The organism is Herbaspirillum sp. Her3 (genome assembly GCF_057961275.1).
This window is the reverse complement of the sequence record NZ_CM176328.1, coordinates 1299042-1313309: the sequence shown is the minus strand read 5'-3', so window position 1 is coordinate 1313309 and position 14268 is coordinate 1299042. Positions and strand designations below refer to the sequence as shown.

Annotated in this window: 14 protein-coding genes; 4 read left to right on the top strand and 10 right to left on the bottom strand. The window is 63.6% G+C overall.

Features of this window, described 5'->3' with window-relative positions; translation table 11 throughout:
* Positions 1–21 precede the first annotated feature (21 nt).
* The 3 genes from ACVC5H_RS05980 to ACVC5H_RS05970 form a co-directional block, all read right to left on the bottom strand.
* Positions 22–1050, bottom strand: a complete 1029-nt coding sequence (locus ACVC5H_RS05980; protein WP_489621451.1) for an NADP-dependent oxidoreductase — start codon at positions 1048–1050, stop codon at positions 22–24.
* Positions 1051–1116: 66 nt separating this feature from the next.
* Entirely contained in the window at positions 1117–1713 is a 597-nt protein-coding gene (locus ACVC5H_RS05975) for a TetR/AcrR family transcriptional regulator (RefSeq protein WP_489621450.1), read from the bottom strand.
* Between the two features lie 57 nt (positions 1714–1770).
* Entirely contained in the window at positions 1771–3030 is a 1260-nt protein-coding gene (locus ACVC5H_RS05970) for an MFS transporter (protein WP_489621449.1), read from the bottom strand.
* Positions 3031–3131: 101 nt separating this feature from the next.
* Between ACVC5H_RS05970 and ACVC5H_RS05965 the strand changes: the two genes are divergently transcribed.
* Positions 3132–4088 carry a GlxA family transcriptional regulator gene (locus ACVC5H_RS05965; protein ID WP_489621448.1) on the top strand — a complete coding sequence of 319 codons (957 nt, stop codon included), beginning with the start codon at positions 3132–3134 and terminating at the stop codon, positions 4086–4088.
* Here ACVC5H_RS05965 and ACVC5H_RS05960 read toward each other — a convergent pair.
* Positions 4085–5245, bottom strand: a complete 1161-nt coding sequence (locus ACVC5H_RS05960) for a metallophosphoesterase (RefSeq protein WP_489621447.1) — start codon at positions 5243–5245, stop codon at positions 4085–4087. The two genes, ACVC5H_RS05965 and ACVC5H_RS05960, sit on opposite strands and share 4 nt — an antisense overlap.
* Positions 5246–5569: 324 nt before the next feature.
* Here ACVC5H_RS05960 and ACVC5H_RS05955 point away from each other — a divergent pair, with 324 nt between their 5' ends.
* Complete coding sequence (locus ACVC5H_RS05955; protein WP_026052079.1) at positions 5570–6112, top strand: hypothetical protein; 543 nt, start codon at positions 5570–5572, stop codon at positions 6110–6112.
* A 104-nt stretch (positions 6113–6216) separates the two neighbouring features.
* Here ACVC5H_RS05955 and ppk2 read toward each other — a convergent pair whose 3' ends face one another.
* Positions 6217–7128, bottom strand: coding sequence for a polyphosphate kinase 2 (ppk2, locus tag ACVC5H_RS05950; RefSeq protein ID WP_489622654.1), 912 nt, complete (start codon positions 7126–7128; stop codon positions 6217–6219).
* 244 nt (positions 7129–7372) lie between these two features.
* Here ppk2 and ACVC5H_RS05945 point away from each other — a divergent pair, with 244 nt between their 5' ends.
* Positions 7373–8320: a LysR substrate-binding domain-containing protein gene (locus ACVC5H_RS05945; protein ID WP_489621446.1), complete on the top strand. Its 948-nt coding sequence runs from the start codon at positions 7373–7375 to the stop codon at positions 8318–8320.
* Between the two features lie 7 nt (positions 8321–8327).
* Here ACVC5H_RS05945 and ACVC5H_RS05940 read toward each other — a convergent pair whose 3' ends face one another.
* The 5 genes from ACVC5H_RS05940 to ugpB form a co-directional block, all read right to left on the bottom strand.
* Complete coding sequence (locus ACVC5H_RS05940; protein ID WP_489621445.1) at positions 8328–8618, bottom strand: nucleotidyltransferase family protein; 291 nt, start codon at positions 8616–8618, stop codon at positions 8328–8330.
* An 89-nt stretch (positions 8619–8707) separates the two neighbouring features.
* Positions 8708–9802 (bottom strand): sn-glycerol-3-phosphate import ATP-binding protein UgpC, encoded by a 1095-nt coding sequence (locus ACVC5H_RS05935; protein ID WP_489621444.1) that lies wholly within the window; start codon positions 9800–9802, stop codon positions 8708–8710.
* A gap of 34 nt (positions 9803–9836) precedes the next feature.
* The gene (gene ugpE, locus ACVC5H_RS05930) at positions 9837–10688 is read right to left on the bottom strand and encodes a sn-glycerol-3-phosphate ABC transporter permease UgpE (RefSeq protein WP_338716306.1); all 852 of its coding nucleotides are present in this window, start codon (positions 10686–10688) and stop codon (positions 9837–9839) included.
* Between the two features lie 52 nt (positions 10689–10740).
* Positions 10741–11625 (bottom strand): sn-glycerol-3-phosphate ABC transporter permease UgpA, encoded by an 885-nt coding sequence (gene ugpA, locus ACVC5H_RS05925; protein ID WP_489621443.1) that lies wholly within the window; start codon positions 11623–11625, stop codon positions 10741–10743.
* Positions 11626–11801: 176 nt separating this feature from the next.
* Positions 11802–13115: a sn-glycerol-3-phosphate ABC transporter substrate-binding protein UgpB gene (ugpB, locus tag ACVC5H_RS05920; protein ID WP_338716308.1), complete on the bottom strand. Its 1314-nt coding sequence runs from the start codon at positions 13113–13115 to the stop codon at positions 11802–11804.
* 298 nt (positions 13116–13413) lie between these two features.
* On the opposite strand from ugpB, the gene ubiA reads away from it, so the two are divergent.
* On the top strand, positions 13414–14268 hold the full coding sequence (gene ubiA, locus ACVC5H_RS05915) for a 4-hydroxybenzoate octaprenyltransferase (protein WP_489621442.1): 855 nt from the start codon (positions 13414–13416) through the stop codon (positions 14266–14268).

Sequence of the window (14268 nt, the reverse complement as noted above, 5' to 3'; positions counted from 1 at the left end):
AAATGACGGACGGTGGCGGGCTCAGGCCAGCCTGACCACCAGCTTGCCGAAGTTCTTGCCTTGCAGCAGGCCCATGAAGGCCTCGGGCGCATTCTCCAGCCCCTGCACCACGTCTTCGCGGTAATGCAGCTTGCCTTGCTTGAGCCAGGTGCCGACTTCCTGCTGGAAGGCGGCATACAGGTCGGGGCGATTGACGTAGTAGTCGAAGATGATGAAGCCCTGCACGCGGATGCGCTGGGTCAGCACACGGCGCAGGATGGCGTTGCTTTCGGTGGCCAGGCTGCCGCCGTTGTAGTGGGCGATCAGGCCGCACACCGGCACGCGGGCATGGATGTTGAGCAGCGGGAAGACGGCATCGAGCACGGCACCGCCGACGTTTTCGAAATACACGTCGATGCCGCGCGGACAAGCCGCCTTGAGCTGTTCGGCAAAGTCGGCGGCGCGGTGGTCGATGCAGGCATCGAAGCCCAGTTCCTCAACGGCCGATGCGCACTTCTGCGCACCCCCGGCAATGCCGACCACATGACAGCCGCGCTGCCTGGCGATCTGGCCGACCAGCGAACCGACCGCGCCGGTGGCTGCTGCCACCACCACGGTTTCACCCGCGCGCGGCTGGCCGATGTCGATCAGGCCGGCATAGGCGGTGTAGCCCGGCATGCCCAGCACGCCCAGCGCATGCGAAGGATGGGCGAAATCCGCCGGCAGCTTGTTGGCACCGCTGCCATCGGAAATGGCGTATTCCTGCCAGCCGGTGTAGGCCATCACCAGGTCGCCTTCCTTGAAGTCGGGATGGCGCGAGCTGACCACGCGCGAGACTACGCCGCCGGTCATGACGCCGCCGATTTCCACCGGGGGTGCATAGGAAGGCGCATCGCTCATGCGGCCGCGCATGTAGGGGTCCAGCGAGAGCCATTCGCCGCGCAACAGCATCTGGCCTTCCTGCACCTCGGGGATGGCGACTTCTTCGAGGCGGAAATTCTCGGCCGTGGGCGCTGCGCTCGGACGCGACGCGAGGACGATGCGGCGATAGGTCTTGGGCAATTGGGTCATGGAAATCCTTTCCGTATTCTGTTCATTGAGGAGAGCGCGCTGCGCCATTGGCCATGCCTGTTCTGATCACTGCGGCGCCACCAGCACGCGCCGCGTGACCAGCATGGCCGCTTCCATCGGCGCGCGGTCGCGGCTGAGCTTGGACAGCAGGCTCGCGCCCAGCCATTGCTGGTAGAGCATGGTGGCCGTGGCCAGCGGTTCCAGCACGGTGTGCAGCGAGCCTTCGGCGATCCCTTCGGCGATGCAGGCGGCGATGCGCTCGATGAAGCGCTGCGTGCCGCCATGCAGGACCTGGCGCATCTCGTCGGACAGGTCGGCCACTTCGGCGGAGAGCTTGACGACCAGGCAGCGCTGTTCGATTTCCTGGCAGCATTGGCTTTCCAGCCAGTACCCCCAGTAGGTCAGCAGGCGCTCGCGTGCATTGCCGCCCTGGCTGCCGGAGAGCGCATGATCCAGCCGTTCGAGATAGCCGACCACATACTGCTCGATCAGTTCGCGGCCGTATTGTTCCTTCGAGCCGAAGTAATGGTAGAAGGAACCCTTGGGGATCCGGGCCGCCGCCAGGATGTCCGACAGGCCGACCCCGGTATAGCCCTTCTGGGCGATGAGCGTCTGGCCTGCCTGGAGGATGTTGCGTTTGTTTTCGCCGTAATGTTCTCGCATGGCGGCCATTCTAGCGGAAAATTAGACCGGTCGTCTAAGTCCGCTCCGGTTGGCGAATCAGGCGGTCGGGCGCGGCTTGTGCGCAGGCGGAAAGAGCGGCCAGACCAGCAGAGCCACCAGCGCCGTGGCCAGCCACACTGCGGTCCAGCCATGCCAGTGCAGCAGCAGCGGGACGGCCTGTGCGGTCAGGAAGAACACCCCGAAGACGCAGCTGTTGCCCAGGCCCAGCGCGGTGCCGACCTGGGCCGGGCCGGCCGCCACGGCCAGTTCGGTATAGGCCACGCCGTGCCAGGCCGACACCACCACACCCGCCACCACCAGCACCGTGCCCAGCCAGGGCAGTGCGACGCACGCGCCGTGCAGGGACGACAGGCCAAGCAGCAGGAACAGCATCGCACTGCCCAATGCACAAGCGCGCAGGTAAGGACGGCGCTGGCCGCGGCGGTCGGTCCAGCGGCCACTGGCGATGCGCGCCACGGCCGCGCCCAGTTGCACCAGCGTCAACAACACGCTCATGGCAAGCAGGCTGGCCTGCCCCGCCTCATGTAGGAAGATGCCGCCGAAACTGATCAATGCCACCTGCGGCGCGCACAGTAGGCCGGTGCCCAGCGCCAGGCGCCAGACCAGCGGACTGCGCAAGGCGGATGTCGCCGGTATCGGGGCGGCATGCGATGAAGGCACCGCGGCAGGCTCGCGCAGCCAGCGCATGACCAGCATCACGCTGGTCAGACACAACGCCATCAACGCCCCGAACACCGCACCGAAGCCTGCACGATCGGCCAGCGTGGGCAACAGCAAGGCACCGATGCCGCCGCCCAGCGGCACGGCCGTCTGGCGAATGCTCATGGCCAGCCCGCGCTCGCCCTCGGCGAACCAGGCCATGATGGCGCGTCCGCTGGCACCGTTGACGCTGCCGCCCAGCAGGCCGGCCAGCATCAGTCCGGCGCACAGCCACAGGTAGACCGCCCCGCCCTGCCCCGGCCGCGCCAGCACCATCAGCAGGCACAGCGCAGCGCTGGTCCCCAGCAGGCCCGCCAGCAGCACCTTGCGGTCGCCCCAGCGGTCGGTCAGGACACCCCAGGGCAATTCGCCCAGCGCCACGCCCAGGCTCAACAGGCCCAGCGCCAGACCCAGTTGTGCATTGCTGAGGTGATAGTCGCTGCGCAAGACCAGCGAGGTCACCGGGATGCCGGAGAAGACGGCCGAGAAGCTGGCATTGGCCGCCACCCCGGCGGCGAGCACCTTCCAGCGATGGGATGAACTGGTGGATGGGGCAGCCTCGGGCGTGGCGGCTGGGGCGGTGGCGAGAGGCGGCATGGCGGGCTCCGGTGAGAATGAGGACCTGCAGTGTGCCGTGCAGCCCGATGGCTTGAATGTCATAATTCCGGCATTCCCGGCCATTTGACGTTTTCTGCACCATGCCCGCGCGCGATATTGCCTTCCTGATCTTTGCCGACTGCAGCATGCTCGATTTCACCGGTCCGCTGTCGGCCTTCGATGCCGCCAACCGGGTCAGCGGGCGCACGCTCTACCGGATCACGCTCCATTCGGAGCCGGGAGGGATGATCCGCAGTTCGGCCGGAGCGCTGATCCAGACCGAGCGCATCGGCCGCGCCAGCTTCGATACCCTGGTGGTGGCCGGGGGCGGCGCGCCGCGCGAGGGGCTGGTCTCGGAAGGGCTGCGCCGCTATATCGTGCGCGCGGCCAGCCGTTCGCGCCGCATCGCGGGCGTGTGCACCGGCGCCTTCGTGCTGGCAGCAGCGGGCCTGCTCGATGGCAAGCACGCCACCACGCACTGGCGCATGGCGGCCAAGCTGCAGCAGATGTATCCGCAGGTGAAGGTGGACAGCGACCGTATCTATTCCTGCGATGGCAAGGTGTGGACTTCGGCCGGGATTTCTGCAGGCATCGATCTGGCTCTCGCGCTGGTCGAAGACGACCACGGCGCCGAACTGGCCAAGGCGGTGGCGCGCGAGCTGGTGGTGTATCACCGCCGTCCGGGCGGACAGTCGCAATTCTCGGCCTTGCAGGAGATGGATGGCGGCTCCGAACGCATTCGCCGCGCACTCAGCTTTGCGCGTGCACACCTGCACCACGTGTTGACGATAGACACGCTGGCCGAAGTGGCATGCCTGAGCCGCCGCCAATTCGACCGCATCTTTGCGGCCGAGACCGGCCAGACACCGGCACGCGCCATCGAACAGATGCGCGCCGAAGCGGCGCGGCTGCGCATCGAGCAATCACAGGACAGCCTGGAGAGCATCGCCCGTGCGACCGGCTTTGGCGACGCCGACCAGATGCGGCGCGCCTGCCTGCGCCTGTTTGGCCAGCCGCCCCAGACCCTGCGCCGCCTGGCGCGGCTGGAAGACGCCTAGGCGCCGGCCGTCAGGCGCACGCGCGTGATTTCAGAGGGCGCCAGCAGCCGCTTGGGCGGGCCCCAGTAGCCGGTGCCCCGGCTGACGTAGATCCACAGCCCTTGCAGGCGCTTCAGGCCGGCGACATAGGGCTGCTGCAGCGGCACGAAGAAATTCCACGGGAAGAATTGCCCGCCATGCGTATGGCCCGACAGTTGCAGGTCGAAGCCGGCCTCGGCTGCCGCCGTGGCGCTGCGCGGCTGGTGCGCCAGCAGCACGCGCGGATGGCCGTTCGGCGCATCGGCAATGGCGGCCTGCGGATCGCTGCGATGGGATTCGTCGAAATGATGGGCGGTGTAATCCGTCACCCCGGCCAGCACCAGACCCGCGCCCTCATGGCGCAGGACCACGTGTTCGTTCATCAGCACGGTCACGCCGAGGCGGCGCACCTCGTCTATCCATTCGTGGGCATTGGAGTAGTACTCGTGATTGCCGGTAACGAAGTAGGCACCATGCCGCGCGCGCAACTGGGCCAGCGGGGCGGTATGCGGCGCCAGCTGCCGTACGCTGCCATCAACCAGATCGCCGGTGATGGCCACCACGTCCGGCTGCAGGGCATTGACCTTATCGACGATGGCCTGCAGGTAGGGCGCCTTGATGGTCGGGCCGACGTGGATGTCGCTGATCTGGACGATGGTGAAGCCCTCCAGGGCCGCCGGCAGGTTGGCGATGGGTACGCTGACCTCGACCACGGCGGCGGTGCGGCGGGCATTGAGATAGCCGATCACGGTGGCCGCTGCGGTCAGGGCCAGCACCAGCCAGGCGCTCAGCTCCACCATCTCATGCTGCTGGATAGGCGGCAGATGCAGCCAGGGCAGCGCCGCCAGCGCCAGTTCGCGCAACAGCGTCAGCAGCAGCGCCGAGGAAAATGCGCCCATGGCCAGCATGCCGGCCCAGGCGATGCGGTCGGCTGCGCTTTCCGACAGACCGCGCCGCTTCAGGTAGGGCACGGCCAGCGCCACCGGCATCAGCAGGAAGGACAGCAGCAGCACCAGCGCACCCAGCGTGATCCAACCCGCATGGGTGGTCAGCGCCGGCAGCAGTTGCCAGCCGATCCAGGCGTGCAGGGCGGCCAGGAGTCCAAGAACGGTGAGGAGCGAAAAGAGACTACGGCGCATGGAAGACCTTTGGAAGAGGAAACATCGCCCGGGACCGGGGCGCGGACCGGGATTGCCCGAAAGCAAGGATATGAAGGCAAGAGGGATGCTTTTCAAGCAATTTCTGCGAAAAACCGCGTAAATCCTGCCCAAAATGGCGCATCGGCCGGCAGCCGGAAGAGCCACATGAAGAAAAAGTCCGCCGCAGGCATGCAAGAAGACGCGCGGAGGAGGATAATATTGCTTCTATCCCCCCGTTTTTAATCGCGCGACCTTGGCGGCAATGCCGCATCGATGGCAAGAGCATCGACATCAGGCCGCGCCTGCATCATTGGAAGAGTTATTTTGAGTTCAAGCAAAACCAAACGCTGGCATGGCAATGTCGAGGCGATCAAGGCCGAATTCCTCAACGGCGTGATTACCCAGATGACCTCCTACGGCGACCGCGTCCATTTCAGCATGTTCGGTTCGGTGCAAAAGCCGCACTATGAAGTCATCAACAGCTTCGACAAGAAGATGGCCTTCGATGGCAACCATCACCTGCACCGCGCCGAGGAAACCGAGTTCGGCCCCGGCAACGTGACCCCCATCTTCACCCTCGACCAGATCAAGCGCATCGTCGCCACCGGCGGCAGCGGCACCCGCAGCACCCCGCGTTCGGCGCGTGCCGCCTCGGCCCGCAGCGCCGGTGGCACGGCCCGCCCGACCACCGCCGCCGCCCGTGCGCGCGAAGCGGTCGATGGCGAGAAGTACGCCTACTTCAAGGCCAACCGCCACATGCTGCCCGATGAGATCAACCAGCATTCCGATGAGATCAGCAAGCTGATGCTCAATGGCATGTCGGCCGAGCAGGCCTTCGGCGAAGTGATTTCCAAGTACTTCGACTGAGCCCGGGATGACGGCACCGCCCGTCTGAACTGCCCAAATGCAAATGGCCGGAGCTGCGTCTCCGGCCATTTTCGTTGCGGCGCCCTGCTCTGCCGGTCAACAGATCAGTAGATTTCCGGCACGATCATGGAATCGGGCACCGGGTGGCGCTCGTAGTCCTCGTGGCGTTCACGCTCGGGCAACTGCACGGGCGGGTGTGGCACTTCGGCGTAGGGCATCTGCTGCAACAGGTGGCTGATGCAGTTCAGGCGCGCCTTCTTCTTGTCCACCGCCTGCACGATCCACCACGGGGCTTCCGGGATGTGGGTGCGTTCCAGCATGACTTCCTTGGCCTTGGTGTATTCCTCCCAGCGGCGGCGCGATTCCAGGTCCATGGGGCTCAGCTTCCACTGCTTGAGCGGATCGTGGATACGCGAGAGGAAGCGCAGGTGCTGCTCTTCATCGGTGATCGAGAACCAGTATTTGATGACCTGGATGCCGGCGCGCGTGAGCATGCGCTCGAACTCGGGCACGGAGCGGAAGAATTCCTCGTACTGCTCGTCGGTGCAGAAGCCCATCACCCGTTCCACCCCGGCGCGGTTGTACCAGCTGCGGTCGAACAGCACGATTTCGCCGGCTGCCGGCAGATGCGAGACGTAGCGCTGGAAGTACCATTGCGTGCGTTCCCGGTCATTGGGTGCCGGCAGCGCCGCCACACGGGCCACGCGCGGGTTCAGGCGCTGGGTGATGCGCTTGATCACGCCACCCTTGCCGGCCGCGTCGCGGCCTTCGAAGACGATCACCACCTTGTGGCCGGTCTGCACCACCCAGTCCTGCAGCTTGACCAGCTCGCCCTGCAGGCGGAACAGTTCGCGGAAATACAGGCGGCGGTATTCCTTTTCCTCGTTGCCGTGGGCGCTGGAAAATTCTCCGGTGACCGGATCGACGGTGCGGTCTTCCAGCTCCAGCTCCATTTCTTCGTCATAGCTGTCGGCCAGTTCGCGGTGGACGCGCTTGACCAGTTCTTCCTTATCCATCATGTCCTCGTATCCAAGATAAAGTGGCGAACGCGGCACTCCTCTTCGCCTGAAAAGTGCGTGACAACATACCTGTCCATTGTGACCAAGACATGACAGGCGGTTAACATCGGAATCGAAGGTTGCCCGGACAGGCGTATATCCCTCCATCCTGCGCCAACTGGCGGGAAAGCGCCATGATGCCGCACAGAACCTGCCGCACGAAAATACGCTATAGTCCCGAAAACGATTCCGGCATAACAGCATGACACTTACAGAACTCAAATACATCGTGGCCGTCGCGCGGGAAAAGCATTTCGGCCATGCAGCAGAAGCTTGTTTCGTCGCCCAGCCCACGCTGTCGGTGGCCATCAAGAAACTGGAAGATGAGCTGGGCGTGGTCATCTTCGAACGCGGCGGCACCGAGGTCTCGGTCACGCCACTGGGCGCGCAGATCGTCGCCCAGGCCGAACGCGTGCTGGAGCAGACCGCCGCCATCAAGGAAATCGCCAACCAGAACAAGGACCCGCTCTCGGGCCCCTTGCGCCTGGGCATCATCTACACCATCGGGCCTTACCTGCTGCCCTCGCTGGTCAAGACCATGATAGAGCGGGTGCCGCAGATGCCGCTGATCCTGCAGGAGAATTTCACCACCCGCCTGATCGAACTGCTGCGCCAGGGCGAACTGGATGCCGCCATCATGGCCCTGCCCTTCCCGGAGCATGGCCTGAACGTGCTGCCGCTGTACGATGAAGAATTCATGGTGGCACTGCCGCGCCAGCACAAGTGGGCCGAACGCAAGGAGATCGATGCCCGCGAACTCAAGAGCGAGACCATGCTGCTGCTGGGCAATGGCCACTGCTTCCGCGACCAGGTGCTGGAAGTGTGTCCGGAGATGTCGCGCTTCTCCACCAATGGCGATGGCATCGCCCGCACCTTCGAGGGCTCCTCGCTGGAGACCATTCGTCACATGGTCTCCTCGGGCATCGGCGTGACCGTCCTGCCGCGCGCTTCCATTCCGGATGCCGACACGCGCGACGGCATGGTGCGCTACGTGCCCTTCGTGGCACCGGCCCCCTCACGCCGCGTGGTCATCGCCTGGCGCAAGAGTTTTACCCGGCAGGCGGCCATCGATGCGGTGCATCAGGCGGTGCTGGCTTGCAAGCTCAATGGGGTGGAGATGCTGGTGGACGAAGCGACGGCAGCCGACTAGGGCCGGTTCATACTGGCCTGGCTTCCGCCAGAATCCGGCTGCGGGCAGCCTCAGGCAGTGCCCTGGGCGTCACTACATCGACCGTCACTCCCAACAGGCGCTCCAGTTCCACCTGAATGGCTGACACGTCCATGAGTGTCGTCTCAGGAGTCGGATCGATAAGAAGGTTGAGATCACTGCTCTGAGTATCCCGGCCATGCAAGACCGAACCAAATATCCTGGCGTTGCGTGCGTGATGCGCCTCCACGATTTGCCGGATGGCAGCGCGATGAGAGGCAAGGGCTTCAGAAGGTTTCATGGTGATCTTCCTCGGTAAGACGTTCATCAAAGGTGAACGTCAGAGCGGAGGCCCCTCGCCCCTGCTCTGAGCGAGCAAGACTCGCTGACTCAAGCCAGGCGCTTGCTCGTCTTTGCATCAAACCAATGCACATCCGTCGCCCCGAACGAAGCCCCGATCCGCTGGCCGGTGCTGACCGGCACATTGGCAGGGCAGCGCAGCACCAGCGCCTGTGCGCCGCAGCGGGCATGCACCAGCAGCTCGGCACCCAGCGCTTCCACCAGTTCCACTTCCAGCGACAGCTGCGCCGCCGAGCCATCGAGAATCGGCAGCAGATGCTCAGGCCGCACGCCCAGGATGCGCTCCTGGCCCGCTGCGCCGGGCACCGGCTGGGGCAGTCGGATGAGATCGGCGGTGCCGTCCTTGCTGACCTCGAAGCTGGCGCCATCGGCGGCCAGTTGGCCCTGCAGCAGGTTCATCGGCGGCGAACCGATGAAGCTGGCCACGAAGGTCGTCGCCGGGCGTGCATAGACTTCTGCAGGTGTGCCGATCTGCTCGGCCACGCCGCGGTTCATCACGATCATGCGCTGGCCCAGGGTCATCGCCTCGACCTGATCGTGGGTGACGTACAGACTGGTGGTGCGCAGGCTGGCATGCAGTTTCTGGATTTCCAGGCGCATCTGCACGCGCAGCTTGGCATCCAGGTTGGAGAGCGGTTCGTCGAAGAGGAACACCGCAGGTTTGCGCACGATGGCGCGTCCCATCGCGACGCGCTGGCGCTGGCCGCCGGAGAGCTGGCGCGGCGTGCGCTCCAGCAGCGCACCGAGTTCCAGGATGGCAGCGGCGCGCTGCACGCGCTCATCGATCTCGGCCTTGGAGAGACCCTGGATCTTCAGCCCGTAGGCCATGTTCTGGTACACGGTCATGTGCGGATACAGCGCATAGTTCTGGAACACCATGGCGATGTCGCGCTCCTTGGGTTCCAGGTCATTGACCACGCGATCGCCGATGACGATCTGTCCGCTGCTGATCTCTTCCAGCCCCGCGACCATGCGCAGGAGGGTGGACTTGCCGCAGCCGGAAGGGCCGACCATGACGATGAATTCGCCATCGGCGATCTCGGCATCGATGCCATGGATCACGTCGACCGCCTTGGCGCCGGCGCCATAGGTCTTGCGGACTTGCTTGAGATGGATTGCTGCCATGGTTGTCAGTCTCTAAGTATCTAAATGATATAAATTATTTCTCGGAATCGACCAGGCCCTTGACGAACCATTTCTGCATCACCACCACCACCAGGCCGGGCGGGAGCATGGCCAGGATCATGGTGGCCATCACCAGGTTCCACTCCACGGCCGAATCACCGCCGGAAATCAGGGTCTTGATGCCGATACCGATGGGATACATGCTGGTGTCGGTGGCGATGATGAGCGGCCACAGATACTGGTTCCAGCCGTAAATGAACATGATCACGAACAGGGCAATGACATTGGTGCGCGACAGCGGCCACAGCACGTCCTTGAGGAAGCGCAGCGGCCCGGCACCATCGATGCGCGCCGCTTCGGCCAGTTCATCGGGCACCGTCAGGAAGAACTGGCGGAACAGGAAGGTGGCCGTGGCCGAGGCGATCAGCGGGATGCTCAGTCCGGCATAGCTGTTGAGCATGCCCAGGTCGGACACCACCTGGTAGGTCGGCGTGATGCGCACCTCCACCGGCAGCATCAGGGTCACGAAGATCATCCAGAAGAACAGGCCGCGCCCCGGAAAACGGAAGTACACGATGGCAAAGGCCGAGAGCATGGAGATCGATATCTTGCCGATGGCGATGATGAGCGCCGTGGCCAGGCTCACCCACAGCATGTGCAACACCGGCGGCGCGGTGACCTGGCCGGAGGCGCCCTTGAAGAGCACGGTGCCGTAGTTGTTCATGAATTCCCCGCCCGGCACCAGCGACAGCGGCGACAGGGCCGATTGCTCGGCGGTCTGGGTGCTGGCCACGAAGGCCACGTAGAGCGGGAAGAACACGATCAGTACGCCAAGCACCAACACGACGTGGCTGAGGAAATCAAGGATGGGACGGCGTTCGATCATGCGGCCACCTCTTGCTGGCGGAAGGAGAAATCGGGATTCATGCAGATGGGCTTCATGCGTATTGCACCTTCTTTTCAACGTACTTGAACTGCACCACGGTCAACAGGATCACCAGCCCCATGAGCACCACCGATTGCGCCGCCGAGCCGCCCAGGTCGCCGCCCTTGAAACCATCCGAGAAGACCTTGTAGACCAGGATCTCGGTATCCTTGCCGGGGCCGCCGTGGGTGGTAGCGTCGACGATGACGAAGGTATCGAAGAAGGCATAGACCACGTTGACCACGAAGAGGAAGAAGGTGGTCGGCGAGATCAGCGGGAAGACGATGGTGAAGAAGCGCTTGACCGGCCCCGCGCCATCGATGGCGGCGGCTTCGATGAGCGACTTGGGAATCGATTGCAGGCCTGCCAGGAAGAACAGGAAGTTGTAGCTGATCTGCTTCCAGATGGCAGCGATGACGATGAGGATCATGGCGTGCGTGCCATTGATCATGTAGTCCCACGGCAAACCCAGCCAGGTCAGCACGTGCGAGAGGATGCCCAGCGAGGGGCTGAGCAGGAACATCCACAGCACCCCGACCACCACCGGCGAGACCGCATAGGGCCAGATCAGGAAGGTCTTGTACACCGATGCCGCGCGCCGCACGCGGTCGGCGAAGACCGCCAGCAGCAGCGACAGGGCCAGGCCGAAGAAGGCCACCAGCGCCGAGAAGATGGCGGTGGTGCGGAAGGATTCGAGATAGGTCGGGTCGCCGAAGAGGGTCTTGAAATTGTCGAACCAGACGAATTCGGAATAGCCGCCGAAGGCATCCTGCAGCAGCATGGACTGATACAGCGCCTGCACCGCAGGCCAGAAGAAGAACAGCAAAGTGATGATGATCTGCGGTGCCACCAGCAGATAAGGCAACCACTTCGAGGTGAAGCGCGCGCGTTTTTCCACGATCGTTCCGGCCAGGGATCGCCCGGCCGCAAAAGTTGAATGAATCGGAACCGGATGTCAGCTTCCTGACATCCCAAAACGGAAGCCGGCGCTGCCCTCCAGGGATCGTGGAGGACACCGCCGGTTCCTTGCCCGTCACCGCGTTCAGGCGGGACGGCTGATACTGCTGAGGGGGATTACTGGTTGCCCTTGTTGGCCTTCTCGAAACGGGCCAGCAGTTCGTCGCCGCGCTTGACGGCAGAGTCCAGGGCTTCCTTGGCGGTCTTCTTGCCGGTCCAGACGTTTTCCAGTTCTTCGTCGAAGACGGTGCGGATCTGGGCATAGTTGCCCAGGCGCAGGCCGCGCGACTTCTCGGTGGTCTTGACGATCATCTGCTTGACGGCCACGTCGGTGCCCGGATTGCGCTCATAGAAACCGGAGTTCTTGGTCAGCTCGTAGGCCGCCTTGGTGACCGGCAGGTAACCGGTATCCTGGTGCCACTTGGCCGCCACTTCCGGCTTGGAGAGGTAGCTGAAGAACTTGGCCACGCCCTTGTATTCATCGGCCTTCTTGCCGTTCATCACCCACAGCGAAGCGCCGCCGATGACGGTGTTCTGCGGTGCGCCCGGCACATCGTTGTAGTAAGGCAGCGGTGCCACACCGAACTTGAACTTGGCGTTCTTGCGGATATCCGCATAGGCCGAGGACGAGCCGGTGATGATGGCGCACTCGCCCGCGTTGAACTTGGCGTTGGCCTCATCCTTGCGGCCGGCGTAGGTGAAGTAGCCCTGCTTGGCCCAGTTCGCCAGGTTCTCGATGTGGCGCACGTGCAGCGGGCTGTTCATCTTCAGGCGCGCATCCAGGCCGCCGAAGCCGTTGTTCTGGGAGGCCAGTTCAACGTTGTGCCAGGTTGAAAACGATTCCAAATGCACCCAGGATTGCCAGGTCGTGGTGTAGGCGCACGATGCACCGCTGGCCTTGATCTTGGCAGCCATGCCGACCAGTTCCTGCCAGGTCACGGGCGGCTTTTGCGGGTCCAGGCCGGCCTTGGCGAACATGTCCTTGTTGTAGAACATGATGGTGGTGGAGCTGTTGAAGGGGAAGGACATCATGCCCTTCGATGTCGAGTAGTAACCCGCCACGGCCGGTACGTAGGCATTCTGGTCGAACTTCTCGCCGGCCTGGTGCATCACTTCATAGACCGGTTTGACCGCGCCCTTGGCGTAGATCATGGTGGCGGTGCCCACTTCGAACACCTGCAGGATGTCGGGCGCATTGCCGGCACGATAGGCGGCGATCGCAGCCGACATCGATTCATCGTAGGTCCCCTTGTAGACCGGCACGACCTTGTAGTCGCTCTGGGTCTTGTTGAAATCGTCAGCCAGGGCATTGACGCGCTCGCCCAGGGCGCCGGTCATGGAATGCCACCAGGTGATCTCGGTGGCGGCGAAGGCAGAGGAAGTGATCGTCGCCAGGACACCGGTCGCGATCAGCGTTTTCATCATGTTCATCAGAGAGGACCTCTCGAAAAAAGGGGGTTTGATGCTAACAACGCTCCATGACAGCCGCGTTACATTAGCCGTACTGTCGGTCTTGGGCAAAGAAAATGCATGCGGCCGTGCAGCACGAAAACCGGGAATGTCTCAGAAATTGGGAAATCGTTTTTATAAGTTTTACTGATATGCAGCGAAGCGCCGCACCGATGCCAGCACATTGTCAGCATCCCGTCAGACAGACCGGAGAAAAGCACGACAGTGCGAGAACAGCGACGCGAATTATAATGCGGACTTTCGTTTTTGCGGACATTCCATGGACAGGCTCAGGCTTTACGCGCTGCTGGTGCGCGCCCACAAACCCATCGGCATCCTGCTCTTGCTGTGGCCCACGCTGATCGCCCTGTGGCTGGCGACGGGTGGCCTGCCCGACTGGCGCATCCTGGCGATCTATGTGCTGGGCACGGTGCTGATGCGCTCGGCCGGTTGCGCCATCAACGACTATGCCGACCGCGACTTCGACCGCCACGTGAAACGCACCGAACAGCGACCGTTGACGTCCGGCAAGATCAAATCGTGGGAAGCCCTGATGGTGGCCGGCGTGCTGGCGCTGGTGTCGTTCCTGCTGGTGCTGCCGCTCAATGCACTGACGCTGCAACTGTCGGTGGCGGCCGTCATCATTGCCGGCACCTATCCGTATTTCAAGCGCTTCTTCGCCATCCCGCAGGCCTATCTGGGCATTGCCTTCGGTTTTGGCATTCCCATGGGATTTGCCAGCGTGACCGGCACGGTGCCGCTGGCGGCCTGGGTCTTGCTGGTGGCCAACGTCTTCTGGGCGGTGGCCTATGACACCGAATATGCGATGGTGGACCGCGACGACGATCTCAAGATCGGCATCAAGACCTCGGCCATCACCTTCGGCCGCTACGACGTGGCGGCCGTGATGCTGTGCTACGGGGTGGCGCTGGCGCTGATCTGGGTGGTCGGGCTGCAATACGGGCTGGGGCTGTGGTTCTCGGCGGGGATGCTGGTGGCCTGCGGTTTTGCCGTGTATCACTACACGCTCATCCGCGAGCGCGACCGCATGCGCTGCTTCGCGGCCTTCAACAACAACAACTGGCTGGGCGCGGCGATTTTCGCCGGCGTCGCGCTGGATTACCTGATGCGCTGA